Raw genomic sequence first — 23,865 nt, forward strand, 5'->3', positions numbered from 1 at the left:
GATGACGCTCTCCTACCTCCAGACCTCGCTCGATAAGCTGAAGGACGCCGCCCGCGATGACGCCATCGAGATATGCATCAACCCGGATGGCTCTTGCTGGGGTGAGTTCCAGGGGGACCACTTCATGCGAGCACTGGATCAGCGACTGTCGGTTACGGAGGTGCGCGATCTTGGCAACCAGATCGCCTCCTCAGCCAACACGACAATGAGCAAAGACAAGCCCATCGTCTCGGTCTCGATCACCTATCGTGATCGCCCGATCCGTGCCCAGGTCGTGACGCCACCTGCTGTGCTCGCGGGCATGTCGATCTCGCTCCGCTTTTTCTCGAGCCTGCCGCTCGATAAAATCGAACTCCGCTTCCTTTATGGCGAGGAACGCAAGCTCGACGAACTGCGCCAGGAGAAAAACCGCGCGCTGCGCGAGGTCGTCACCTCCGGTGACATCTACGCCGCCATCCGCTTCTGCGTCGAGAACAAGCTCAACATGATCGTCTCCGGCGGCACCTCGACCGGTAAGACCGTCGCGGCTCGGAAAATCCTCTCCTATGTTCCCGACGAGGAACGGATCGTCACTATCGAGGAAGCCGCAGAGTTGCTCCCGGCCCAGCCGAACGCGGTGACCCTGATCGCCAACCGGGACGCTGAGTTCCAATCCGCCGATGTGCTTCTGACCGCAACGCTGCGCATGAGGCCCGACCGGATCATCCTCGGTGAGGTCCGCGGCAAGGAGGCGATGACCTTCCTAGAGGCGATCAACACCGGCCATGGCGGTTCGATGACAACCCTCCATGCCGAAACTCCGCAGCTCGCCGTCCAGCGTCTCGCCATCGCGGCGCTCAAGACCGAGATCCCGATGACCTACCAGGACATGGTCCAATACATCGAAAGCTCGATCGACGTGATCATCCAGGCGGGCCGCGAGGACGGCCAACGCGGCATCACCGAATTCTATCTCCCCGGGACCGAATTACAGGAAAGGTGCAAGGCATGAAGCGGTTTGAGTACGACATCCTCTTCTGCAAGGTGAAGAAGCAGAAGGACTATGAAGACATGCGGCGCGCCCTGAACGAACGGGGCGCCGAAGGCTGGGAGGTGATCTCCGCCGAGGCGGGCGATTATGGCTATACCGCGTTCCTCAAGCGTGAGGTCGCGGACCGGCCGACGGAGACGGCGACATGACACGTGCTCTCGCTCTCGCCTGTTCTTTCCTTCTTATGTCGGGCACCATCGCGTCTGCCGAGCGCAACCTGGTCCCGACGCTCGACAATCAACCCGATGTCTGCCCCGATCAGCCGCCCGAGCCGGATTGGATGCGAGACACCGAGGCTCGCGACGCCTACAAGCGGCTCCTGGTCCAGCAAATCTACCGGTTTCAGAGCATGGGACGCATCGTCGACGCGCAAAGCTGCACCTGCGCCACCCGGTATCCGTCCTGGGAGGCCGCCGAAGCCGTCTATTTTGATCGCTATTCCGCGGCTGACTATTGGAGCGTGGTCGAGGCGACGTCAGACTATCGCCGACGGGCGAACGATCTCCGAAAGCAGGCCATGCCGATCTGCGAAGCGGCCGGCAACTGGTAGCGGGTCATGAGCGTCGTCGCGTATTTCGTGGAAACGGCCGAAGGCTATCTGGACTCGGCGGCGGAAACCCAGTTCGGGGCCGTGGCCGCCACGGTCGGAACGATGCTGGTCCTCGGAACGACGCTCGTGGTCATCCTCGTCTGTCTCAACATGATCTACCAATACCGGTCCATGGACGGCCGGACCGCCTTCTGGCTCGCCGTGAAGATCGGCCTGATTGGTATATTTTCGACCAACTGGGTCCAGTTCAACGCACTCGCATCCGCCATACTGAACGGGATAGACAGCATCGCCGGATCGCTGGTCGCGTCGGTCGGCGGCGGGACGCCAGGTCCGTCTGGGACTTTCGCCGAGGAATTCGATCAGCTCATCGCGGCGCTCGGGGATTACCTGAACGCAGCTGGCTCCGAGCTGAACTGGATGGCTGGCGCGCTTCTCGACACGCTCGGCGTTCTCCTGCTCTCGATCCTCGGAGGGCTGGCAGCCTTCATTGTCGTCGCCTCCAGGCTCATGATCACGCTTTTGATCGGGATAGCTCCAGTGATGATCTTCCTGACCCTCTTCGAGGTGACCAAGGATTATTTCGCGCGCTGGCTCTCGGCGCTGATCTCCTTCGCGATCTACCCCATCGTCATCGCCGGCGTTTTCGCGACGATCACCGGGGTTTCGCGCGCATTGCTCGCCGAACTTGGTGATCCGGAGGGGGCTTCGAACATTGGCGCCCTCCTGCCCTTCTTCATGATGGTCCTCATGGCCAAGGGGTTCATCATCGCCACGCCCTTCATCGTCCGGTCGGTCTCCGGAAACATCATGATGCCGGCGCTTTCGGCGGGCTTTGGCGGAAGCTTCGCCTTCGCCCGAGGCTTGGCAGGAAGTCAGCAAGTCTATAACCGATACGCCATCGGAGGCGCGACAGGCGCCGAATATGCCGCGCTTCGGGCTAGGCAGTTTCTCGGCGTACAGGCGCTCCCGACCCGCCCTAATGCCGCGGGTGGTGCGCCGGCTGCACCTTCAGGCGACTCATCTGGCACCGGTGCACACATGCTTGCGCAACTGGCACGGCTAAGCAGGCTGGGTCGACGGTAGCGCAAACCGGACGAAGCAATTCTACCGGGAACAGGCTGTCCGCGGGCAAAATCTTTGCTGCCTGCTGGGATCATGACAAACAGCATGAATGGTTTTGCGTTGGTGGCATCGTGCTGCGTCTGGGGACGCCACACTGCTATAGGATCAGGCGCTAAGGCATCAGCGCCGGTGTTGCTGTCTGGGACGTCCGTCCTGTATCCCCTTCTCAGATCAAAGCGCGTGATTGCAAGCTTCCTATGAGAAATTGCCGGTAGCGGGCAGCAAATTGCAGCGATGTTTTAGTCGAAGCATTAACTTGTCACTTGACAATTTAAGAGGGTGGAGTATCTAAGGTGCCAAGGAAGAAGCACACATCAAAGGAAATCGAGGCCGTCATCCAGGAGCTCGAAGAGCTGGGATGGAACCTTATTGAGGGCAAGGGGCACGCGTGGGGGATCCTCCGATGCCCGGCCAACGATAAGGATTGCCGCTGTGGCGAGTTTTGTCAGATGTCTGTCTGGTCGACCCCGAAGAATCCACAGCAGTTCGCGAAAAAGATCCGACAGAAGGCCCTGGCCTGCGTGAAGCTTCAGAAGAACGACGAAGGTAATGCCAATGGCTGAAGAATTCGAATTCGAACTGGTCTTTGCACTCCCCGACGGAGAGCACGATGCGTTTTCGCTCTCTGACGCGATCTTCGAGGCGGGTTTTGAAGATGCGCTCGTGGGCACCGGTCACGCCGGTCTTCTGGGTGTAGAACTGGAACTTGAAGGGGATGAGGCCGAGAGCGCGATCCTTGAAGCGGCGCGGGCTCTGATCAAGGCGCTGCCGCAAGGCACAGTCCTGCGCGAGGTCCGTCCCGACCTGGTGTCTCTCGCGGATGTCGCCGAGAAGCTCGAGATAAAGCGACAGGCGCTCCAGCAGCGCAAGATGCCCCTCCCCGTTGCGGGTGGCCTCTACCGCATCGATGAAATGATCGAGGTTCTGATGGAGGCCGCAAACCCGGCAAAGGGGCAGCGTCGTCCGCGCTTTAACCTGGCTTCCGCCGCGAAGTGGTTTCGTGCGGGCCCCGCGGCCCGCAGGGTGAACGCCCAGTTGACGATGCGTGAGATCGACCCTGCGACGATTGAGCGAGCCCCTCGACCAGAGCGCGACGACCCTGGCTTTCTTCACCCGTGACAATGGTCGGCTCAAGGCCGTGGCCACAAGACACCATCGCGACATTCTTTCGTGTCGCCCGCATGGCGGCTCAGCCAAGCCCGAATTTCTCGCCCGTCTCGCTGACGTTTGCTTCCGAACCGGACATCTCCGCCTCCAACCGCTCGAGATCACTCACGGCGTCCTGAACTCGGGCGACGTCGTTTTCGGACGCAGCCTCCACCTCCAGATCTGCCTGCCGCCCGAACTCCATCTCCATCTGCCGCTGATCATCCGCAAGAACAGCGGCGCGGCCGCGCCGAGGCGCTTGAGCCGGACCGGACTCAAGGGGTGCAATCCCTCCGCCTTCTGTTAGCCCCATCCTGGCCTCGAAATCACGTTCCGTGAGACCTGACCCCCGCGGCGCCGTGGGCATCGCCCTGACGCTCAGGGGCAATTCCCCCATCGGAGGGACCGGCCCCGTCGGGAAGGGTAGCTCCCCCTCCTGGGCGGCATGGATGCCCTTGAAGAATGGGTCCTCGAAATACACCACGCGCTTGGCCCGGACCGGCATCTGGGCGTCCACGACGACGACGATCTCGTCGAGCGGCAGGCGCCGCGCCTCATCCTCGGGCAGGAGCGACACCTCCTCCGTCCGCTCCGATTGGCTGCGGCCCTCGAACGGGTTCTTCCCGACCGCGCGGGACCGCGTGACGACGGTTTTCGTGGTCTTGCCGACCGCCTTGCTCAGCTCCTCGACGGTCTTCTCGTCGGAGGGCGTCAGGTAGAGCTTGATCCCGGCGTTGCCCTGCAAGGCGCGCCGCGTGTTCTCGCCGTAGATCTCGTCGATGGCCGGGATGGTCTGGGTCACCACCGCGAGATGCCCGCGATAGGCGCGCAGCACCTCGATGCTCTCGGCCACGATCGGCATCTTTCCGAGCCGGTTGAACTCGTCGAGCATGATCATAACCGGCCAGGGCTCGTCCGGACCCGGTTCCTTGTCCTGAAGCGCCGACAGCAGGTCCGAGAAGAAGAGCCGGATCAGAGGTGCGAGGGGTTTCACCATGAGGGGCTGGACGACGAGGTAGACGCTGAAGGGTTTCTTGCGGATCGTCCGGAAGTCGAAGTCCGAGGTCGCCGTCGCATCGTCGATCGCCGGGTTCTGCCATTGATCGAGGCCCGAGGTCATCAGGAGCGAGACATAGGATGTCAGCGTATCGTTGTTGGTGGACGCCAGCCGTGTGAAGATCAGCCGCGCCGCGGCGTTTTGGACCTCATGGGCGCGCGCGAGATATTCCTTCTGCTTCTGCCCGCCCGAGGCGGCGATGCGGTATATCTCGCCGAGCGTCGGCCTGCGGCGTTGGAACGCGAGTAGCCCGGCCGCGACGAAGAGATCGATCCCCCCTTTGAGAAGCCCCTGAACACGGTCGTTGTCGTTCTGCAGGAAGAGTGTGGCCAGGAGCTGCAACTCCATCTGCTGGCGGGCCGGGTCTTTGAGCTCATAGATGCGCAGAAGTGGGTTGTAGCGATGCGTCCGCCTGTCCTCCCAATCCGTGGGCGCGAAGCGGAACACTTCGTCACCCTGCGCCGCCCGGTGGCGGGCCGAGGCCTCGAAGCATTCTCCCTTTACGTCGAGCACCACCGCTGAGCCCTGCCAGGTCAGGAGGTTCGGAATGACGAAGCCGGTGGTCTTGCCGCGCCCGGTCGGCGCTACGATCAACGCATGGGGAAAGGTCTTGGAACACAGGAACGGCGCACGCGAGCTTGGCTTTCCAAGCTTGCCGATCACAAAGCCCGTGCCCGGCGCGCCGAAGAAGCCGTTCCGCTTCATCTCGCGGCGGGTCTGCCAATGGGTATAGCCGAACCGGGTGAGCGCCGAGCCCGACATCGCAAGGCTCATCATGAGGCCCGCCACCCCGGCCCCGCCCATGATCAGGTTGATCAGGCGGAAGTCGTCGGGACGGGCGGCCCCGATGGCGCGGTAGTTCTGCACGATATAGAAGAAGTCGACCTCGGCCCGGAAACCCAGGTCCCGGAAACTGATCACGGCCGAGGCGATGACATAGCCGATCGCGATAGCGACCAGTGTGACCAGCGCGACGCCGAGGGCGAGGCGGCCCTTCCCTACCCCTCCCATCAGTGCGTCTCCCCGCGCTCGGTCTCGCCATCGACAAGATCGGCGCGGTGGAGCTCGAACTCGCGGTCGGCGATCTCCTCGACCACGGCGCGGGTCGCCTCGCTGTTGGCGGTGGCCGCGTCCGACTGCAGGTAGGTCTTCGCGGCGTAGAGCCGATCGAGACGGTCTTCGATCTGGGTCTTCAGCACGTCGACATCCCCGTCCCGCAGCCGGTCGATCTGCGCCGCGTCGAGCTCGCGCTCGACGGCGTCGCGGTAGGTCAGTCGCTGACCGTCGTCCTGGAACGGCGACTGCAGATTGCCGGCCCGTTCATGGTCGACGACCCGCCGGATGTCCGGATCGGCGATCGGTGCCCCCTCGACAGCGTCCCCCTCGCGCGCGTCCGAAAGCCGCCCGTCGCGCAGGTCGAGCGCCACCTCCCGCAACTCGTTGTCGCGGCGGACCTGGTTGAGGGCCTCGGTGTCGCGCAGATCGGTGACGGAAGCATAGGTCGCGCCAAGCCCGCGGGCGATATGCGACGGCATATCGGGATAGCGCGCGCGGAACTCGTCCGTGACGGCATCCGCAACGGGGGTCCGCGCGTCGCGACCTTCCATGATCCGGTCGACTTCGCGGGTGATCTCGCGGGCCCGGGCCTCGTCGGTGATGCGCTCCCGGTAGGGCTCGGACCGGTCGATCACGTCGCCCGGGCGCGCGAGCAGTTCGGGATGCGCATCGAGGTAGCTGCGTTGCTCTTCTTCGATACGCCGCTCCGCGCGGGAGACGATCTCCCACTCCCGCGCCTCGATCTGGTCTTCGGTCAGACCTTCCGAACGCATGTCCTGGCGGATGGCGCGCTCCATGTCCTCAGTGGCGTCCCGATGATAATGGACCCTCTCCGTCACGGTGCGATCTTCCACGACACCGTCCTCACGCAAGACCCCTGCCCGCTCCAGCGCGACGCCGAGCTGGACATGGGCCCGGTTGAGGGTCTCGCGCGCCGTCTCCAGATCCGCGCGGCGCTCGAGGTTGAGACCGTCCCTCTCGGCCACCCGCGCCAGATCGTCAGCGATCCATTGCCGCTCGAGCGCGGCGTTCTGCGCGCCGGTTTCCATCCGGGCGACCACCACGGACGAACTGATCCCGGTCCCGCGCAGCGCGGTGTCGACCTGCGCCCGCACCTCGGGGTCTCGCAACCGGTCGAGCCGGGCCGCATCGATATTGGTCTCGGAATAGACCCCGCCCTCCGAGGGCTTTTCGGTCAATGTCACGGATCTGAGCCCTAGCGGCTGCATATGCGCGAGCCGCGACTGGATCTCGTTGAGGCTGCGCTCGAGCCGCGGCCGTTCGGCCTCCGGCTTCGCATCGATCATGCCCTGGACGCGCGCGACCTGATCGGCATAACGGGTCCTCAGATCCTCGAACGATTGCTCCTCTGCCATGTAGACGCCTCCTTCCAAAGTCAGCTTGCCGCCCTTGGCCAGAAGCTCTCCCGAGCGGAACAGGGCATCGGCGATGTCCTCGCGGTTGTCCGCAGAGGCCTCAGCGGCAAGCGAGTGATAGATGATCCGGGTGTTTGCGATCTCTTCGAGGGCGCGATCAAGATCGGCCCCGACCCGTGGCCGTGGCTCCGCGGCCCGCCCCTCAACCTTGGCCGCATAGACCTCGCGGGTGCGCGGCGGGTAGTGCACGACACCCCGATCGAGCCGCCGCGTGGCCTCCAGACGCACGCCGAACCGCTCGGCCTCTTCCACCATGGCGAGGCGGAAATCGTCGTAGTTGAACCGGTGATCGCGACCCAGGAAGAAGAACTCACCCTCCTGCGACCGGCGATTCAAAACTATATGTGCGTGGGGGTGATCGCGATCCTCATGCACCGCGATGATGTAGTCGAAATGTCCCTCTTCGGACTGAAAGAACCGCTCGGCGACATTGGCGGTGATGTCGCGCACGTCCTCGCCCCGGGTGCCGATCGGATAGGACATCAGCATATGCGTCGTCTGTCCGAGCTTGGGCTTGAACCCCGCACTCCAGCGCTTGGCGAACCGCTCCGTCAGGTCCTTGATCTCCGATCCCTCAAGCCTCGTCTTCCCGTCCAGGAACCCGCTGCTGTCCACGATATGCGAGGACTTGGTGGTGAGGTAATCAAGCTGGTTCATGAGCTGGGATTTGGTATGCGTGCCCCCGCCCCGGATCGCCTTGAAGACCGCCGCACGATGCCCCGCAGCGGCGCGCACGAGCTGCCTCTGCCGGGACGCCTGCAGCCCTTGCATCGAGCCCCGTATCCGGCTCCAGCCATCCCGGAAGATCTCTCCGGTGACGTCATGGACGGCATCATTCAGCCGCATGGGCGAACTCCCTCAGAGCGGCAGTGGCGGAGAGCCGCATCCCATCCCGACGACGGCGCAAAAGCAGGTCGATCTCGTCAGCGGAATCGAGGATGAACCGCGCCAGCGCACGCATCTGCACGAGGCGCAGTTCGGACAACTCTGCGTTCGGCGCGGAGCCTTCCCCCTGCCCCTCCCGGCTGGCTTTCATCATCTGCTTGGCGACCTGCACGACGCCGTTGCCGACCTCGTGCAAGGAGGCCCGGTAGCGCGCCATCTCAGCCGCCAGATTCGCGTCCGGAACGAACGTTCCCCCCGCCGCCTGGATCAGCCGCCGGACCCCCTCCGTGCGGGTCTCGATCCCCGCCGCGGACAGCACCTCATCCAGCGCAGCAAGCTCTTCTGGTGTCAGCTTCACCGTCACCGCGGCCGTCGCCACGGCCGCATCCTTCTGGCGTTCTTCGTCCGCCTTCAACGTGTACTGGATGGCCCGCGGCGTGACCCCGAACCGCTCCGCGAGCGCGGAAGTCCCCACACCTGCTGCGGCCTCACGGATAATCTCCGCCCGCTCCGTCTGTGTCAGTCTCTTGGTCCGGCTCATACGAAGAAAGCCCCCCTATTTCCTGCCACCTTCATTCAAGGTCGCCTTCATCATACGAAACTATATTTAACGGTCAATACAATATTATTGCAGATTGCCCCCAGGCGACCTTGAATTCCGCTTCGAGCCGAGCACCGCAGGTGCGAGGCCCGGCCCGAAGGGCCCAGAAAACCCGACCATCTCCAACCGCACCTCGGCCGCCCGTTGTCATGCCCGCGCCCGAGGGTCTGGCCGAACACGGACCCGTGTTCGGACGGAAGCGAGGGGCGGCGCATCCCTCCACCGACGGGGCTGACGGACAGGGTCAAGGGCGGCCAGATTTGGCTCGGCCCAAATCTCTGCCGGAAAAACCGGCGGGCGTAGCCCGACTGTTATTCCGGATGGCCCCCTTGAGGCTGGCCGGCAGACCTGTTCCAGGCGATCTCTGATATCCCCCGTCAGGACCGCTTGCGGTCCTGACGCCTTCCCGGGGACGCCGGCCGAAGGCAGGGGTTCCCGGGTACAGCGCAGCCTTCCCTGAAACAGGGAAAGGGCCGCCCCTAGGGCGGCCCATCTTTGAGGCGGACTATTCCTGCGGTTCCTTCGCGCTCGGCGGGAACATCACCAGCTCCTGGACCGCGACGGGGAAGTCGAGTTTGAGGCTGAAGTGTGCGTCGTCAGATAATTTGGGACATCAGAGCGTGCTTTCGTTTGGAGGCTCTGGCTCATCCTTGATTAAGTTTATGCGTTTTCAGTTTCGTGGCGCAAGCGCCGCTTGAGCATGGTTTTCCGTTTGATCTCCTCTCGCTGTTTCAGGATCTTCTCTGCGCGCCCGAAGTAGACGTCGGCGGGCGTCAGGTTTCCAAGGCTCTCGTGGTAGCGATGGTTGTTGTAATGTTCGACAAAGGTGCCGATCTGGCGCTCGAGGTCTCCGGGCAGGAAGTAATGCTCGAGCAGAACACGGTTCTTCATGGTCTGGTGCCACCGCTCGATCTTGCCCTGTGTCTGGGGGTGGTAGGGTGCGCCGCGGACATGATCCATGCCTTTGTCATCGAGGTAATCTGCCAAGTCCCCCGCGATGTAAGACGCGCCGTTGTCGCTAAGAAGTCTTGGCTTGGCGACAACGGCCGCGCAGTCACATCCTGAAGCCTCCAGCGCCAGATCGAGCGTGGCGGTCACGTCTTCGGCTTTCATCGTGGTGCAGAGCTTCCAGGCGATGATGTGGCGGCTGTAATCGTCCAGGATGGTCGACAGGTAGAACCAGCCCCAGCCCAGGACCTTCAGATAGGTAAAGTCAGTTTGCCAAAGTTCGTTGGGCCGTGTGGTCTGGTCCTTGAACTCATTGGACGCCTTCATCACGATATGCGCAGGTGCCGTGACCAGGTCTTCCGCCTTCAGGATGCGATAAACCGATGATTCTGAGACAAAATACTGCTTCTCGTCGGAGTATTTTACGGCCAGCTCGCGGGACGTCAGATCCTCATGTTCGAGCGCGAACTCGATAATGTCCGCCCGGGTCTCTTCCGGAAGGCGGTTCCACACAGACCCCGGATGGGGTGCCGTGTCCTCGAGCGCGTCAAGCCCACCCTCGGACCAGCGGTCATACCAGCGGTAATAGGTCGTGCGTGGAATGCCGAGCATGGCCAGCGTCTGACGGGCGGACAGATGCGAGGCTTCGACGGTGCGGATGATCTCCAGCTTTTCCGATGCAGGATACCTCATGCCTCGCACTCCCCATCCCCGATCATGCTTTTTTTGAGCAGACGGTTTTCCAGGGTCAGGTCGGCGACGACTTCCTTGAGCGCGGTCGATTCCGAGCGCAGCTCCTTGACCTCAGGCGATGTCGCCTGGCGGGCGGTATCCCCGGCCAGGCGTTGCTTGCCCGCCTCGAGGAATTCCTTCGACCAAGTGTAATACAGGCTCTCGCTGATACCCTCGCGTCGGCACAGCGCGGCAATGCTCTCCTCGCCGCGCAGGCCCGCCAGCACGATCCTGATCTTCTCTTCCGCCGAGTAATGCTTGCGCGTCTTGCGCTTGATCCCTTTGACCAGCTTGTCAGCCGCGTCCTTCGATGTTCCGGATTTCTTGTTCATCTTCGCTCCTTGGTGGCTGCGATGAACCAGAAATCCTCCGTTACGAAAACCTCAAATCTGTCCCATAGGCGCTGACGTCAGACACTCGCCGTGCACGTCCGAGGTGCAGACCCGGAAGAAGGGTGCTGACACTTGAGCCGAACGATGCGTGCGTCCTAGCCCCTGGATTGCCGCATCGGCCCGCCAGCCGGGCTCCAGCAGATAGTGGCGCCGCCGCTTCTGGTTCTTCGCCGTCTTTGCGGCATGATAGGACCGGCCCGTCCCGCCCGCATCGGAGAAGATGAGGATGTCCTTCTCGCCATCCATGAAGGCGCGGGTTTCCGAGGAATTGCTGTTGGCGCTGCGCTTTTCGATAAACAGGGCCCCGTCGCTGGATTTCAGGGATCGAATGGAGCGCCCGGTTACTTCGGCCACGGCCTCATCGCCGAAGGCCCAAAGGATCTGGTCGAGCGCGGCGGGAATAGGCGCAAGCGCCATCAGCTCCATCATCGCCGCATCGCGCAAGGCCTCGGCCTCGCGGGAGACGACCAGGGCACCGTTCGCATCCCGCAGCGGCTCGGCCACCATGTTTCCGTCGATCTCCACGAGCTTCTGGGCGTGGATCGGGAAAGCCTGTTCAAGATAGGACAGCACATAGTCGCGGGGCGTGAGCGCACCTTCCACCAGCTCGTCTTCGGGATCCATCGCCTCGAGGCGTCGTTTCAACAGGCTCTCGCCAGTCGAGACCACCTGGATGACGCAAGCATAGCCGTCCGCAACATCCTCTTCGATGGCGCGGATGACTGTCGGGGCTTTCATGCCCATCAGGAGGTGATTGAAGAAGCGCTGCTTGGTGCTCTCGAAGCGCGACTTCGCCGAGGCTTTCGCGGCAGAGGCGTTCGTCTGACCGGAGGCATCATTGACGCCTGTCGCGGTCAGCGCCGCTTCGAGGTTTTGGTGGATTGTCCGGAAAGCCCCGGCATAGGCATCGTAGATCTCGATCTGGGCGGGTGTGAGCGCATGTTCGAGCACGTCGTACTCAACACCGTCGAAGCTGAGCACCCGCGCGGTGTAGAACCCGAGCGTCTTCAGGTCGCGCGCCACGACTTCCATCGCAGCAACGCCCCCGGCTTCCATCGCCGAGACGAAGCTTTCGCGGCTCGGGAAGGGATATTCGGGCCCCTGGCCCCAGAGCCCGAGGCGGGAGGCATAGGCCAGGTTCTGCACGCTGGTGGCTCCCGTCGCCGAGACATAGAAGACCCGGGCCCGGGGAGCCGCGAGCTGCAGACGCAGCCCGGCGAGGCCCTGCTGGGAGGGTTTGACCCCCCTGCCCTCGTCGGACCCGGCGGCGTTCTGCATGGCATGGGCCTCGTCGAAGGCCAGCACGCCGTCGAACCCGTCGCCCATCCAGTCGAGAACCTGGCTGAGCCGGGTCCTCCCGCATTTGCCCGCCGACCGCAGCGTCGCATAGGTCACGAAAAGGATGCCGTCGCCCATCGGAATGGGTTGATCTGGCTTCCATTTGGAGAGCGGCTGGATGTCGGCGGGCGAGCCGCCGAGATCGGTCCAGTCGCGGATCGCGTCCTCGATGAGCGTGGTGGACTTCGAAATCCAAACCGCCTTGCGACGACCTGCGAGCCAGTTCACCAGGATGAGACCGGCGCATTCCCGGCCCTTGCCGCAGCCGGTACCGTCGCCAAGGAAATAGCCGAGGCGGTAGGCACACGCTTCCGGATCATCGTCGGCGCGGGTCATCCGGGTCTGGTCCTGGTCAATGGTAAACCGCCCCGGCAGGTCGCGCGCGTGGGCATCGTTCGCCATGAGGATGGTCTCGAGCTGGGCCTCGGAGAGATGGCCCTCCTCGATCAGACGGCCGGGCAGGCGCAGATCAGCGGCGGCTTCGCCGTTGGGTGCCGGAGGGGCAACCGAGGCCATGGCTATACTCTCGACCAGGGGGGTCGGATGTTCCCGGGCACCCTCAATCTCGATCCGCTGCGGACGATAGCGGGCATAGATGTCGGAGACGGGCGTGTTCTCGCGGGGGGTGTCGAGGCAGGTGAAGGCCAGCGGGATGGCGGCATGCGATTTGGGTTTGGCAGACGCCGCTTGGGCGATTGGGCGCTGACGTGCAACAGGGACACCGACCCGGCGCGACCCAGTCCGAAACTGCGCACCGGTTTGGATCGAGGGAGTGGCAGTGCGGGTTGCGGCGATATCATCGATGATTTGGCGCGCCGCGTCCAGATCGTCGACCATGGCACGGACGATCTCGATCTCCTCCTGCACCTTGTCGAAGACCATGAGCTGGGTTTCGACGGTGGTGCCGAGTTTGCGGTAAACGTGGCCCGGAATAGTGAGCGCGAGACGGGGCTTTGCGATGGCCGAGGCCCGTGCCCAATGGGCCGCGTCTCGTTTTGGCGAAAATCCCATCGGCATGATCGCCGCGAGACGTCCGCCGGGTGCCAGCCGTTTGGCAGCGCCGATCAGATGTTTCGCCGCAATGTGCTTGTCGCGCGACCGATCGACCGATGAGGCGAAGGGCGGATTCATCACGATGACACCGGGAAGCTCGGGCACCGTCAGGAGATCATCAATATGTTCGGCGTCAAAGCCGGACACCTCGCCCCCGAACACCGCCTCGAGAAGCGCCCGACGGAAGGGATCGATCTCGTTCAGCATCGGTTTGCCACCCGCGCAAACTGCAAAACCAGCCAGCGCGCCGGTCCCGGCGGAAGGTTCGAGGACGGTTTCGCCGGGGCGGATGGCGGCAGCACGGATAGCCAGCGCCGCATAGGGCAGCGGCGTCGAGAATTGCTGGAGCCGGATTTGCTCTTCGGAGCGCCGGGTCTCCGTCAGGAGCCGTGAGGCGAGCAATCTGGCCGTCGCGAGCGCGTCCGAACCGCTGTCCCGCATGATCGCCGTCACCGTGGCGGCCTGCATCAGGTCATAGGCCATGCGCCACGACCACGCGCCGCCGGCATCGCTACCGCCGAAACTCTCGCGCATGATCCGAGCGAGCGATGAGCTCTTGAGCGGTTGCTTCTCAATCTCGCTGCCGATCAGGCGAATGGCCTGCAGAAGCTGTGGTTTCGATGGGAAATCGCGTGCGAGTGCCGGGCTTCGGTTGTCCATATCGTCTGTCCTTTGAGTCAGGTTGTGGGTCCGACAGGACAGAAAGCCGCCTCAGCGCTTTCAAACGCGCGGAGGCGGCTCAAGGCTGAACAGATAGCGATGTTGCCGGCGGTCAGGAATCGTTCCCGGCGAAAAACTCGGCCAGAACCGGACTCGCCTCACTCTTCGCCGAGCCGAGGAGCTCGGACCCGGCGAGCGAGGCTTTCGACAGGCGCACGAGGCCGCCTGTCTCCTCGATGCGGTAGCAGCGACGCTTTTGCCCTCCGCGCCGGTAATGGGTGGCGGTCACGATCTGGCAGGTGCTGCCATCGGTCAGCGTTACCGGTGCGGCCAGTTTGATCTTGTCACCCTCGTCGTAGTCCGGGATCGCCGCCCAGTCGCGGCAGCGCTGACGCCAGGCATGGGCATAGCTGTCGGGATCCTTCAACTCGGAGAGCAATGCCAGAAGGCTGAGCGGCGCGCGCGACTCCACGGGCCCGGCGCTCTCCTCCATGTCCTTGTAGCCCCAGCAGCCCTCGTCATAGCGGGTGAGGAACACGGCGCCGAAGGTGATCGACCCGTCGGCATCGGTCACGTAGGTTCTGTCTTCAACCGGCGCGCCATCGATGTTGGTGAGCCTCAAAGCTGCATACCAGGTCGACCCGAGTTTGGAGGCCTTGAGCAGCACTGTCTTGCGCGTATCCGTCTCGAACGTGCAAAGCCGGGCGATTTCTGCCTTCTCGTCCGCGTAGGTTTTGACGCGGCGGTCGGTGTAGAAGAGCCAACCCACTATGCCGCCCTCCGGTCATCGATTTCGATGAGCGCATCGAGCGGCACGCGGTAAGGCAGCATATCGTCGAAATCCTCGCAATTGCCGCTATTCTGCACGAGGGCGTGGGTGTCGGTGGCGTCCTTCAGGATCACCCGGAACGTCCCGCCGAGACCGGAGGGCACGTCGTAGGTGCCGCCGATCAGGTAGTCAGCGGCGCGGCGCAGGAAAACGCAGATCGTGTGGCCATCGGTTGCCAGCCGGATAGTGTCGTGACCGCGGTCGATCAGCATCTGCACGTCATCGAGAATGTCGGTGTAGAACTGGCCCGTCAAATCGCGAAACGCCGCCTGCCGCGCCGCCATCCAATCCGGATCGCGGAACGGGTTGATGCCCTTGGCGAAGGCATATGTGGGATCGGCGCGTTCGGTGGTGACGATCCGCGTGGTCGAACCGTCGATGCCATTGGAGCGCAGATGCACACCAGTGCCGACGATCAGGATCAGGGCGGGTTTGCCCACCGGCCCGTTCCAGTTGGGAAGGAAGGTGGAGCAGCCGCGCGCATGCGCGATCTGCGCCGCGACGCTCGCGGCAGTGAAGCTAAGAAGGGACATGGGATTTACCTGTAAGATGGAGGGAAGGGTGCGACCCGCGCCGGACATGCCGAGCGGGCCGCCTGCTCGATCAGGCCGCTTTGGCGACCCCGGTTGCGTCTACGGGTGTCTCGGACTCGCCAGCATCAACCGGCTCGACACCTGCCGTCTGCATCATCGGAGGACACCAGGCCGCGACCGCCGCGCGCTGCGCCTCCGTCAGCGTGGCGAAAGGCTCCGCAAAGAGCTTTTCGCAGAATTCGACGACTTGCTTCTTGGTCGAAGAGGCCAATGTCACCGCCTCTTGTGCGAGCCCCAGCTCCTCGCCGAGAATCTTCAGAAGCCAGGCCTTCTTGAAGCGGTTGAAAAGCGCCGCATTCGGCGTCCAATGCGCCCGTATGTCCGGCATGATCTCGACTTCGAAGTCATGCATCAAGCTGTCGCGCTGCCTGTCCCGTGCGAAACAGGATTGCGTGGTCGCGGCCGTAGCGTAGGCGACGAGTTTCGCCTTCTCGCCCGCGTCAAGGGCCCGGAAGAGCGCAAACTGGTCGGCAGGGGACTTCGCGTCATCGGCCCAGGAGAGGTTGAGCGCGTCATGCGCTGCCGCCACCTGTTCGAGCGATGTGCCGTCGATCTCGTCCATCTTCGCGTGGGTGCGATACTCCTGTCGCGCGTCGACCTTGATCGCCTGGGTGACGCCCAAACCGCTGGTAAGCACATCCGTAACCAGCTTGAAGAGCGTGAGATCAAGCGTCGCCTCTGGATGCATCGCCATGGCCGCGCCGAGCGCCATTGCCCGTTCGGTCTTGAGATCCTCGGTGAGCGAGGCGGGATAGGTGATCTCATCGCCGTCTGCGGCGCCCTTGTCACTCGGTGCGCCGGTGCCTTTGCCAGACCGCTCTGTCTTGTCTTCAGGGCGCACCATCCCGACATGCAGGGAGATCTTGCCATGCGACCAGGACGCGATCACGCCGGAGCTGGCAAGATCCTCGGTGCTATAGGCCTCCCGGAGGTCCCGCGCCTCGGCTTCCAGCGCGTCCACGCGTTCGTAGAGTTCATTGTACGCCTCGTCCTCGAGTTCTTCGTTCTCCATCTCGTGTTCGAGTTTCTCAAGCTCGGCGGTGATCTCGTCGACGCGCCTCGAACCCTTCTCGTCGGGCTCGACCGGACCCGGATAGACCCGACCATAATCCGCCATGGCGGCATAGTCGTACTGAATGACCGCGTCGGCCCAGGCAAAGCCGATCTCTGCCCGAGCCTCTTCGGCGGCGGCGGCGAGTTTTTCCAGCAGGATCGTTTCGACCAGCGCGGAATCCTCGAGCACGGAATGCTCGTCCAGCAGATCGGCCGCGATGGCACCGCCGCGCGCCTCGTAGTCTTTACGCACGAAGGCCCCGATATCGTCGCTGACCTGGACACCGCGGGACTTCAGCGCGTTCCGCACGGTGTAGGCCTGGACATGGTTGTCCTCCTTGGTGAGCGCCTCGAAGACCTCGCGTTGCACCTCCTGGCTGGGATGATCGGCGAAAGCCTTCATCGTATCGAGCGTGATCGATTTGGCGCGGGCCGCGGCGCGGATGTCGGGATGGATGAGCCCATAGCGCAGACGGCCTTTGACAGCGGCGACCGTGGTACCGAAGGTCTTGGCGATGGTTTCCGGCGTCTGACCATCGACCTCCATCATCCGGGCGAAGGCCTCGAACTCGTCGATCGCGTTCATCGGGGCCTGGGTGATGTTTTCGGCGAGCGAGAGCGCGGTGGTCACATCACAATCTTCGGAGACCAGTCGGCAATCGATCTTCGTGCTGTTGGTGAAGCCCTTGGCGGCCTTGTCCGCAGCAAGTTCCAGCAGGGCCGCGTGTCGACGGCCACCGGCGAGCACCCCGAACTTGCCGTCGATCTTCTGGACGAGCAGCGGTTGCAGGAGGCCCAATACGGCGATGCTGGCCTTGAGATGCGCGATATTCTCGGAGGCGTAGGTCTCGGGGGAATTGGTCCGTACGTTTGCGGGATGGGCGACAAGATCGCCGATGGCGACGGTGGTGGGTTTGAACGACTGAGTCATGGCATGTCCTTCTCGACGTGATTGAGAGGGCCGTGAGTTTCCGTGCGACCGATCCCCGGATCCGGGAACCAACAGGACAAGAGGCCCACTTTCCCTTTCGGAGGGTCAGCGGGCCTGTCGGTGATGTAAGGTTGGGGTGCGGCCTGCCCTACCAGTCGCGCGCCATCATGATGGTAAGAACGCGCATGGTGGTTTCTGGATTGTCGGGAGCCTCGGCGCCGTAGCGGAAGTCGGAACCGGCCTCGTAGAGGTCAATTTTCCAGAACACAGTCTCGCCGCGGATCGTCACCGCCCCGAAATCGTGCCAGCCGTCAGGGTCATTGTCGGGCTCGAATGTATCGAACGCACCGGTGGCCTTCACGGCTTCCGTCACGAAACCATCGCCGGCCTCGATCAGGGACTGGGTCACGACGAGGCGGCCCTGGATCGCCTGATCCGGGGCGATGCCCAGACAGGCAAACCTGCGGAAGGCATCGTTATGGGCGGCGATGACGGTGGCGTTCGGTCGGGGATACTCTGCGGGTTCGGCATGGCTCATGGGGCTGTCCTTTCGGGATGTGTTGAAACCACCAGACCCAAAGCCAGCTTTTCCTTTCACACGCCCTACCAGCCCGGACAGCCTCGGACGTCATGCGGCCTGTTCCCCCTGCCCCGCCTCCGACACGGCGACGAGATAGTCACAGGCACGCTGCGCGTCCGCCGCATGTTTGAAGATCGCCCGCTTGTCTGAGCGGAGCACCCGGACCCAGTTGCTGAGATAGGCCGCATTCAGCTCCAGCGTATGCGCCGAAAACCCCAGCTTCTGACCCAAAAACACCGTGCAGAGCTCGGCCACAATCTCTTCGCGGGCATATGCCGTGTTCCCGAACCGAGCGTCGCCATAGCTTCGGTTCAACCGATGCCGGGGTTTCGTCCAGTGACCCAGCTCATGACCCCAGACGGCGTAGAAATTCCGCGGGTTCTCGAAGAGCTCGATCGGGGGCATGTAAATCTTGTCGAGGTTCGGGACATAACATGCTTCCCGACCAGAGAAGCTGACATTGGCACCGATTGCCTCGAAGAAGCTCTGCATATGCGGGATCGGTGCGCGTTCGGGATGAACTTCCGGTTCGGCCGCAGCGGGATGGAAGCGAGGGTCCAACCCCTCGATCTGATCGGCGTTGAAGACGCGGTAGGATTTCATGAAGGGGATGGTTTTGGGATCTTCGGTTTCCGCCTGGTCGCCGTGGGCGCTTTCGGCCTGCTCGCGCTCGGCCGTCCCGTAGTAGACGACCACCAACGATTTCGAGCCCTTGATGACTTTCGCATCGAGCTCGTTCGCCTGCCTCAACGTCATCCAGTAAGGCGAGGCGTATCCGGCCATCATGGTGCGCATAGTCAACAGGAAGTTATTGACGCCCTGGTAGGGTTCGCCGTTCAGGCGGAGCGGCACGGAACTGCCGCCGACCGTCCATGGCTTGCGCCAGGGCAGCACGCCCCGGTCAATGATGTCGATGAGTTCGTTGGTGATCGACGCTGCAGCGTCGAACTTGCGTTTGCTAGACTTGGACATGAAATATCTCCGATGTTTGGGGAGCGCGCGGCAGCCGCGCGCGGATCGGACAAGGGTGGTGAGCGACGCCGCGCGGGGGTACGGGTGCTGTCCGCATTCCCGCCAGACCCATCACTCCACCTCCGGATCCGACTTTCTCAAGGCCTGCTTTGACTTTCCGGAACCCGGTCATCCCGTGGTTGGATCGACCGTCAGAACGCGGACCGCCCGCCAGGAACCCGTCCTGATGCACCAACAGGAAGCCTTTCAGTGCGACGTAAGCGCTTCCCGCACACTTCGGCGGTGTCTCAGGGCAAAACCTGCTGATGGCGGGCAGATCGGGTTGCGGTGTCGGGCCGAAACCTTAGAAGGGCAGACGCGCGGGGCGCGTGCTATCTCGCGTGCGGCCCGGAACCGCTTCCCACCCTTAAACTCCCGGAGTATTTCAATGATCCGCCATGTAGTATTCTTCACTGTCCCAATCGACGGCAACCTCGACGCGGTTCGGAAGGGATTGCAGATCCTGACGCGGATTCCCCATGCGAAGCACCTCGAGATCGCTCTGAACCGAAAGACGGATCCGGCCAGCAAGGAAGTCGATGTTGTCGTCTACGGAGAGTTCGTGGATGACGCGGCGCTGGCCGCCTACAAGGCGCACGAGATCTACGCCGAATCCATCCGGCGCGTGAAACCCCTCCGCGAGATGCGCTTCGCGGTGGACTACGACACCTCTCAGGCCTTCGTAACGGCCGATGAAGAGGCCTGACCCCTCGAGGGTACCAGTAGAGGCCAAATCGGACGCTCACCGCCTCCTGCTGCGCGACGATTGGGCAGGCACCGAGATGCGGTTCACCGCACCTCGCGAGTTTATCTACGCCGACCATGTTGACGAGATGCCACGGGCCTTGGACCGCATGGAACGCGTGCGGACCGCGGGCCAATGGTGCGCGGGCTACGTGAGCTACGAGACAGGCTGTGGCCTTGATCCGCGCAATACAGTCCCTGCGCGCTGGAGGGACGTCCGCGTGACATCGACTGCGGGGCCATCGAATTCATAGATCCTTCTGGCCTGGTGCGCGGCAATGTCTCCATCCGTCCGCAACCTCGCCTTCCAAAAGGGCGATGAGGCCATTTTCAAAGTGTGAGGCGGCATCCTGTTCGATTCCGAGGTTCGCTCGGAATACGACGAATGCCTGCTGAAAGCCCGCTTCGCCTCTGGACCGGATCCAAAGTCTTGCCTGCGCACCGACGTCTGAGCCCATAATCGTATGACGGTGGCTTTCGGCACATGTTAGCGTGCGTCATTCAAATAAGACACCCCGCACACTTGCCCTTAGGTAAGTCGACCCGTAAACACCTCCCAGCCGACACCACCCGCGTGCGGTCGCGCCCTCCGCGGCGGCCCGAAATAACCTCAGGAACTCCGCTCTTGCTCGACCAGATCGCGCTGCGCGCCGAACTCGCCGATCACTACGATCTCGCCCCTTCAACCGACATCGCGCTGGCAAATGCTGACATTTTTGCCCGGATGGACCGTGTCGTGACGCCCCCCGACTGGGCAATCTATGCGCCCTATGTCGCGGCGATCAACAAGCTCAAGAAAGAGCGGAACGCCGTCATTCTGGCGCATAACTACATGACGCCCGAGATTTACCACGGCATCGCAGATGTGGTTGGTGACAGCCTGCAACTGGCGATCGAGGCGACCAAGGTCGAAGTCGATGTGATCGTCCAGTGCGGTGTGCATTTCATGGCCGAGACGTCCAAGATCCTGAACCCCTCCAAGACGGTGCTGATCCCCGACATGGAAGCGGGATGTTCGCTGGCCGAAAGCATCACCGCCGAGGGCATCGCCCAGATGCGCGCGCAGTACCCCGGTGCGCCCGTTGTCACCTATGTGAACACAACGGCCGAAGTGAAGGCCGCGTCCGACATCTGCTGTACCTCTTCCAACGCGGTGCAGATCGTGCGCGGGCTGGACAGCGACACGGTCATCATGACGCCCGACAAATATCTGGCACAGAACATCGCCAATCTTGTGCCGGAAAAGAACATTGTCTGGTGGGACGGGGCCTGCATCGTGCACGAACAATACACCGCACAGGACCTGAAGGATTTCCGCGAATGGAACCCCGGCACGCGCATCATCGCGCATCCCGAATGCCCGCCTGACGTGGTGGCCGAGGCGGATTTTTCCGGCTCGACCAGCGGGATCATCGACTATGTGACGCAGCAACGGCCGGAAAAGGCGATGCTGGTGACGGAATGTTCGATGGCGTCCAACATCTCGGACGCGCTACCGGAAGTGGATTTCGTCGGGCCCTGCAACATGTGCCCCTACATGAAGAAGATCACGCTGGAAAAGGTGCTGTGGTCGCTCCACACGATGGAAGGCGCGGTCGAGGTCGACCCACAGGTCGCCGACAAGGCCCGTGTTGCCGTGCAGCGCATGATCGACCTCTCAGCCAAGATGGCCGGCTAGGGCGATGTTCCCGATCGAAACGGGTCGTGTCCTTATCGTGGGCGCAGGGCTGGCGGCGCAATATGCCGCGCTGAAACTGGCCCCGCGGCCCGTGCTGATGATCTCGCCCGAGGCATTGGGAACCGGTGCGTCTTCGGCCTGGGCGCAGGGCGGCGTGGCGGCGGCGATGGATCCGGCGGACAGCGCCGATGCCCATGCCCGCGATACCGTCACCGCGGGCGCGGGCACGGTCGATCCGGGTGTGGCGGTGTCGGTCACAGCCGAGGCGCGCGATCACATCCTTGACCTGACCGGGCTGGGCACGCCCTTTGATCGCACCGCAGACGGCAACTATGTGCTCTCGCGCGAGGCGGCGCATGGCTTCGCCCGTGTGGTGCGTGTGCAGGGAGATCAGGCCGGGGCCGAGATCATGCGCGCCCTGACCGCACAGGTGCGCGAGGCGGATCATATTCAGGTGCTCGAAGGCGTGATGGCCACGGGGCTTGAGGTCTCGGGCGGCCGTGTCACCGGCGTGGCCGTCGCCCACTGTGATCAGGGGCAAAGCGCCAGCGTCACCCTGCGCGGCACCGCCGTGTTGCTGGCCGGGGGCGGATCGGGCGGGCTTTATGCCCTCACGACCAACCCGCCGCGGATCCGGGGGCAGGTGATCGGCATGGCCGCCCGCGCGGGCGCGCAGATCGCCGACGCGGAATTCGTGCAGTTCCACCCGACGGCCATGGCCTGCGGGCTGGACCCTGCCCCGCTGGCGACCGAGGCATTGCGCGGCGAAGGGGCCACGCTGGTCAACCGACGGGGCGAGCGCTTCATGCTGGACGCTCACCCCGACGCCGAACTGGCCCCGCGCGACATCGTCGCCCGCGCAGTCTATGCCCAGACGCAGGCAGGGCTGGCCCCGGCACTGGACACCCGCACCGCCCTTGGCGCAAAGATCCTCAGCGATTTCCCAGCCGTCGCCGCCGCCTGCCAGCAGGCCGGGCTGGACCCGGTGACCCAAGTGATCCCCGTGGCCGCCGCCGCGCATTACCACATGGGCGGCGTGGCGACGGATGCAGACGGGGCCAGCACCCTGCCCGGCCTTTGGGCCTGTGGAGAGGTCGCCTCGACCGGGTTGCATGGCGCGAACCGTCTGGCCTCGAACGGGCTGCTCGAGGCGCTGGTCTATGGCCGCCGCTGTGCGCTGGCGATCGACGCGGCCCTGCCCGCGCCCACGGTTGCCGCACCCGTCACCCTGCCCGACCTTCCCGCCGCCGAAACGCCCGACCCCGCGCTGGTCGCCCGGCTGCGACAGGCGATGACCGATGGCGCGGGCGTGATCCGTACCGCAGATGGCCTGAACCGGACGCTGACCGAGATCGCCGCGATCGAAGCCGCGCAACCCGCTTGCGACGCGCTTCTCAACATGACGGCCACCGCCACGCTGATCGCCGCCGCCGCGCTGTTGCGCCGCGAAAGCCGGGGCGCGCATTTCCGGTCGGACTTTCCCCACCCCGATGGCGCAACCGGCATACGGTCGCTGATGACCCTGACCGACGCGTTGGCGATCCGCGCGACCATGACCCGAAAGGAACCGGCATGAACCAGAGCGCAACAATGCCCCCCCTGCCCGACCTGATCCTTGAACCGCTGGTCCGCGCCGCGCTGATCGAGGATCTGGGCACCTACGGCGACATCACCACCCGCACCGTCATTCCTGCCGGCACCACCTATGCCGCGCGGCTGAATGCCCGCGAACCGGGCGTGGTTTCGGGTCTGCAAATGGCCGCGCTTGCGTTCCGGCTGGTCGATCCCGCGCTGCAGATCACCACGCACAAGGTCGATGGCGACGTGATCGCGCCGGGCGACCTGCTGATGGAGATCACGGGCGACGCGGCCTCGATCCTGTCGGGCGAACGGGTCGCGCTGAACTTTGCCGGGCGCATGTCCGGCATCGCCACGCTGACCGCCGCCTTCGTGGCCGAAACGCGCGGCACCGACGCCCGCGTGACCTGCACCCGAAAGACGACCCCCGGCCTGCGTATCGTGGAAAAACAGGCCGTTCTGCATGGCGGCGGGTTCAACCATCGCTTCGGCCTGTCCGACGCGATCCTGATCAAGGACAACCACATCGCGGCCGCCGGTGGCATCCGCCCCGTGCTGCAATCGGTCAAGGCGCGGGCATCCCACATGATCCGCTGCGAGATCGAGGTCGACCGCCTGGACCAGCTGGCCGAGGTCCTGGACGAGGGTGGCGCAGACGTTGTTCTGCTGGACAACATGGACACGTCAATGCTGGCGAAGGCGGTGGACATGACCGCCCGTCAGGTGGTGCTGGAGGCCTCGGGCAACATGAAGCTGGACCGCATCGCCGAGGTCGCGGCGACGGGCGTGGACTATATTTCCTCTGGCGCACTGACCCATTCGGCGCAGATCCTGGACCTTGGGCTGGACTTCTGAATCG

General features: G+C 63.7%; 20 protein-coding genes. 10 read left to right on the top strand and 10 right to left on the bottom strand.

All coding sequences use genetic code 11. From position 1 onward, the window contains the following. Nucleotide 1: 1 nt before the first annotated feature. From MRY75_RS19275 to MRY75_RS19300, 6 genes are all read left to right on the top strand, one after another. Entirely contained in the window at nucleotides 2-991 is a 990-nt protein-coding gene (locus tag MRY75_RS19275) for an ATPase, T2SS/T4P/T4SS family (RefSeq protein ID WP_017468582.1), read from the top strand. Beyond that, complete coding sequence (locus MRY75_RS19280; protein WP_017468583.1) at nucleotides 988-1,179, top strand: hypothetical protein; 192 nt, start codon at nucleotides 988-990, stop codon at nucleotides 1,177-1,179. Before MRY75_RS19275 ends, MRY75_RS19280 begins: the two co-directional genes overlap by 4 nt. Beyond that, the gene (locus MRY75_RS19285; RefSeq protein WP_088626508.1) at nucleotides 1,176-1,580 is read left to right on the top strand and encodes a hypothetical protein; all 405 of its coding nucleotides are present in this window, start codon (nucleotides 1,176-1,178) and stop codon (nucleotides 1,578-1,580) included. The genes MRY75_RS19280 and MRY75_RS19285 overlap by 4 nt, the downstream gene beginning before the upstream one ends. 6 nt (nucleotides 1,581-1,586) lie before the next feature. After that, nucleotides 1,587-2,666 (top strand): type IV secretion system protein, encoded by a 1,080-nt coding sequence (locus MRY75_RS19290; RefSeq protein ID WP_088626507.1) that lies wholly within the window; start codon nucleotides 1,587-1,589, stop codon nucleotides 2,664-2,666. A 332-nt stretch (nucleotides 2,667-2,998) separates the two neighbouring features. After that, on the top strand, nucleotides 2,999-3,268 hold the full coding sequence (locus tag MRY75_RS19295; RefSeq protein ID WP_017467932.1) for a hypothetical protein: 270 nt from the start codon (nucleotides 2,999-3,001) through the stop codon (nucleotides 3,266-3,268). Next, the gene (locus tag MRY75_RS19300; RefSeq protein WP_017467933.1) at nucleotides 3,261-3,824 is read left to right on the top strand and encodes a hypothetical protein; all 564 of its coding nucleotides are present in this window, start codon (nucleotides 3,261-3,263) and stop codon (nucleotides 3,822-3,824) included. Before MRY75_RS19295 ends, MRY75_RS19300 begins: the two co-directional genes overlap by 8 nt. 70 nt (nucleotides 3,825-3,894) lie before the next feature. On the opposite strand, the gene MRY75_RS19305 is transcribed toward MRY75_RS19300, so the two are convergent. The 10 genes from MRY75_RS19305 to MRY75_RS19350 all read right to left on the bottom strand — a co-directional run bounded on the left by MRY75_RS19305 (nucleotide 3,895) and on the right by MRY75_RS19350 (nucleotide 18,967). After that, entirely contained in the window at nucleotides 3,895-5,919 is a 2,025-nt protein-coding gene (locus MRY75_RS19305; protein WP_292309621.1) for a type IV secretory system conjugative DNA transfer family protein, read from the bottom strand. Beyond that, nucleotides 5,919-8,246, bottom strand: a complete 2,328-nt coding sequence (locus MRY75_RS19310) for a relaxase/mobilization nuclease domain-containing protein (RefSeq protein ID WP_088626504.1) — start codon at nucleotides 8,244-8,246, stop codon at nucleotides 5,919-5,921. The genes MRY75_RS19305 and MRY75_RS19310 overlap by 1 nt, the downstream gene beginning before the upstream one ends. After that, nucleotides 8,233-8,826, bottom strand: coding sequence for a helix-turn-helix domain-containing protein (locus tag MRY75_RS19315; protein WP_027264455.1), 594 nt, complete (start codon nucleotides 8,824-8,826; stop codon nucleotides 8,233-8,235). Before MRY75_RS19315 ends, MRY75_RS19310 begins: the two co-directional genes overlap by 14 nt. Before the next feature lie 720 nt (nucleotides 8,827-9,546). Continuing rightward, nucleotides 9,547-10,898, bottom strand: a protein-coding gene (locus MRY75_RS19320; RefSeq protein WP_152911574.1) for an IS3 family transposase whose coding sequence is annotated in 2 segments (ribosomal slippage) — nucleotides 9,547-10,562 and nucleotides 10,562-10,898 — 1,353 coding nt in all. Because the reading frame shifts where the segments join, the coding sequence is not laid out codon by codon here. A 51-nt stretch (nucleotides 10,899-10,949) separates the two neighbouring features. Then, nucleotides 10,950-14,009 (bottom strand): strawberry notch-like NTP hydrolase domain-containing protein, encoded by a 3,060-nt coding sequence (locus MRY75_RS19325; RefSeq protein WP_292309622.1) that lies wholly within the window; start codon nucleotides 14,007-14,009, stop codon nucleotides 10,950-10,952. 112 nt (nucleotides 14,010-14,121) lie between these two features. Continuing rightward, complete coding sequence (locus MRY75_RS19330; protein WP_048534129.1) at nucleotides 14,122-14,778, bottom strand: hypothetical protein; 657 nt, start codon at nucleotides 14,776-14,778, stop codon at nucleotides 14,122-14,124. Further along, entirely contained in the window at nucleotides 14,778-15,371 is a 594-nt protein-coding gene (locus tag MRY75_RS19335) for a hypothetical protein (RefSeq protein WP_043754043.1), read from the bottom strand. The genes MRY75_RS19330 and MRY75_RS19335 overlap by 1 nt, the downstream gene beginning before the upstream one ends. Nucleotides 15,372-15,441: 70 nt before the next feature. Beyond that, complete coding sequence (locus MRY75_RS19340) at nucleotides 15,442-17,415, bottom strand: ParB/RepB/Spo0J family partition protein (RefSeq protein ID WP_292309623.1); 1,974 nt, start codon at nucleotides 17,413-17,415, stop codon at nucleotides 15,442-15,444. A 148-nt stretch (nucleotides 17,416-17,563) separates the two neighbouring features. Further along, a complete protein-coding gene (locus tag MRY75_RS19345) occupies nucleotides 17,564-17,953 on the bottom strand; it encodes a DUF3768 domain-containing protein (protein ID WP_043754039.1) in 390 nt (129 codons plus the stop codon). Nucleotides 17,954-18,043: 90 nt separating this feature from the next. Next, on the bottom strand, nucleotides 18,044-18,967 hold the full coding sequence (locus tag MRY75_RS19350; protein ID WP_292309624.1) for a zincin-like metallopeptidase domain-containing protein: 924 nt from the start codon (nucleotides 18,965-18,967) through the stop codon (nucleotides 18,044-18,046). A 427-nt stretch (nucleotides 18,968-19,394) separates the two neighbouring features. On the opposite strand from MRY75_RS19350, the gene MRY75_RS19355 reads away from it, so the two are divergent. From MRY75_RS19355 to nadC, 4 genes are all read left to right on the top strand, one after another. Then, nucleotides 19,395-19,712, top strand: coding sequence for a Dabb family protein (locus MRY75_RS19355; protein ID WP_028288509.1), 318 nt, complete (start codon nucleotides 19,395-19,397; stop codon nucleotides 19,710-19,712). Between the two features lie 663 nt (nucleotides 19,713-20,375). Further along, the gene (nadA, locus tag MRY75_RS19360) at nucleotides 20,376-21,428 is read left to right on the top strand and encodes a quinolinate synthase NadA (protein ID WP_100160925.1); all 1,053 of its coding nucleotides are present in this window, start codon (nucleotides 20,376-20,378) and stop codon (nucleotides 21,426-21,428) included. Between the two features lie 4 nt (nucleotides 21,429-21,432). Beyond that, entirely contained in the window at nucleotides 21,433-23,004 is a 1,572-nt protein-coding gene (locus MRY75_RS19365) for an L-aspartate oxidase (protein WP_100160924.1), read from the top strand. Beyond that, the gene (gene nadC / locus MRY75_RS19370) at nucleotides 23,001-23,861 is read left to right on the top strand and encodes a carboxylating nicotinate-nucleotide diphosphorylase (protein ID WP_292309625.1); all 861 of its coding nucleotides are present in this window, start codon (nucleotides 23,001-23,003) and stop codon (nucleotides 23,859-23,861) included. Before MRY75_RS19365 ends, nadC begins: the two co-directional genes overlap by 4 nt. Nucleotides 23,862-23,865 lie beyond the last annotated feature (4 nt).

The sequence above is a fragment of the Marivita sp. genome, assembly GCF_022763305.1.
In the GTDB taxonomy this organism is placed as follows: domain Bacteria; phylum Pseudomonadota; class Alphaproteobacteria; order Rhodobacterales; family Rhodobacteraceae; genus Marivita.

Excerpts from the sequence above, each read along its gene's own strand:
- MRY75_RS19365 (WP_100160924.1), top strand. The coding sequence starts at position 21,433 with ATGTTCCCGATCGAAACGGGTCGTGTCCTTATCGTGGGCGCAGGGCTG.
- MRY75_RS19290 (WP_088626507.1), top strand. The coding sequence starts at position 1,587 with ATGAGCGTCGTCGCGTATTTCGTGGAAACGGCCGAAGGCTATCTGGAC.
- MRY75_RS19305 (WP_292309621.1), bottom strand. The coding sequence starts at position 5,919 with ATGGGAGGGGTAGGGAAGGGCCGCCTCGCCCTCGGCGTCGCGCTGGTC.
- MRY75_RS19340 (WP_292309623.1), bottom strand. The coding sequence starts at position 17,415 with ATGACTCAGTCGTTCAAACCCACCACCGTCGCCATCGGCGATCTTGTC.
- MRY75_RS19280 (WP_017468583.1), top strand. The coding sequence starts at position 988 with ATGAAGCGGTTTGAGTACGACATCCTCTTCTGCAAGGTGAAGAAGCAG.
- MRY75_RS19300 (WP_017467933.1), top strand. The coding sequence starts at position 3,261 with ATGGCTGAAGAATTCGAATTCGAACTGGTCTTTGCACTCCCCGACGGA.
- MRY75_RS19325 (WP_292309622.1), bottom strand. The coding sequence starts at position 14,009 with ATGGACAACCGAAGCCCGGCACTCGCACGCGATTTCCCATCGAAACCA.
- MRY75_RS19345 (WP_043754039.1), bottom strand. The coding sequence starts at position 17,953 with ATGAGCCATGCCGAACCCGCAGAGTATCCCCGACCGAACGCCACCGTC.
- MRY75_RS19350 (WP_292309624.1), bottom strand. The coding sequence starts at position 18,967 with ATGTCCAAGTCTAGCAAACGCAAGTTCGACGCTGCAGCGTCGATCACC.
- MRY75_RS19275 (WP_017468582.1), top strand. The coding sequence starts at position 2 with ATGACGCTCTCCTACCTCCAGACCTCGCTCGATAAGCTGAAGGACGCC.
- nadC (WP_292309625.1), top strand. The coding sequence starts at position 23,001 with ATGAACCAGAGCGCAACAATGCCCCCCCTGCCCGACCTGATCCTTGAA.
- MRY75_RS19285 (WP_088626508.1), top strand. The coding sequence starts at position 1,176 with ATGACACGTGCTCTCGCTCTCGCCTGTTCTTTCCTTCTTATGTCGGGC.
- MRY75_RS19315 (WP_027264455.1), bottom strand. The coding sequence starts at position 8,826 with ATGAGCCGGACCAAGAGACTGACACAGACGGAGCGGGCGGAGATTATC.
- MRY75_RS19355 (WP_028288509.1), top strand. The coding sequence starts at position 19,395 with ATGATCCGCCATGTAGTATTCTTCACTGTCCCAATCGACGGCAACCTC.
- MRY75_RS19335 (WP_043754043.1), bottom strand. The coding sequence starts at position 15,371 with ATGTCCCTTCTTAGCTTCACTGCCGCGAGCGTCGCGGCGCAGATCGCG.
- MRY75_RS19310 (WP_088626504.1), bottom strand. The coding sequence starts at position 8,246 with ATGCGGCTGAATGATGCCGTCCATGACGTCACCGGAGAGATCTTCCGG.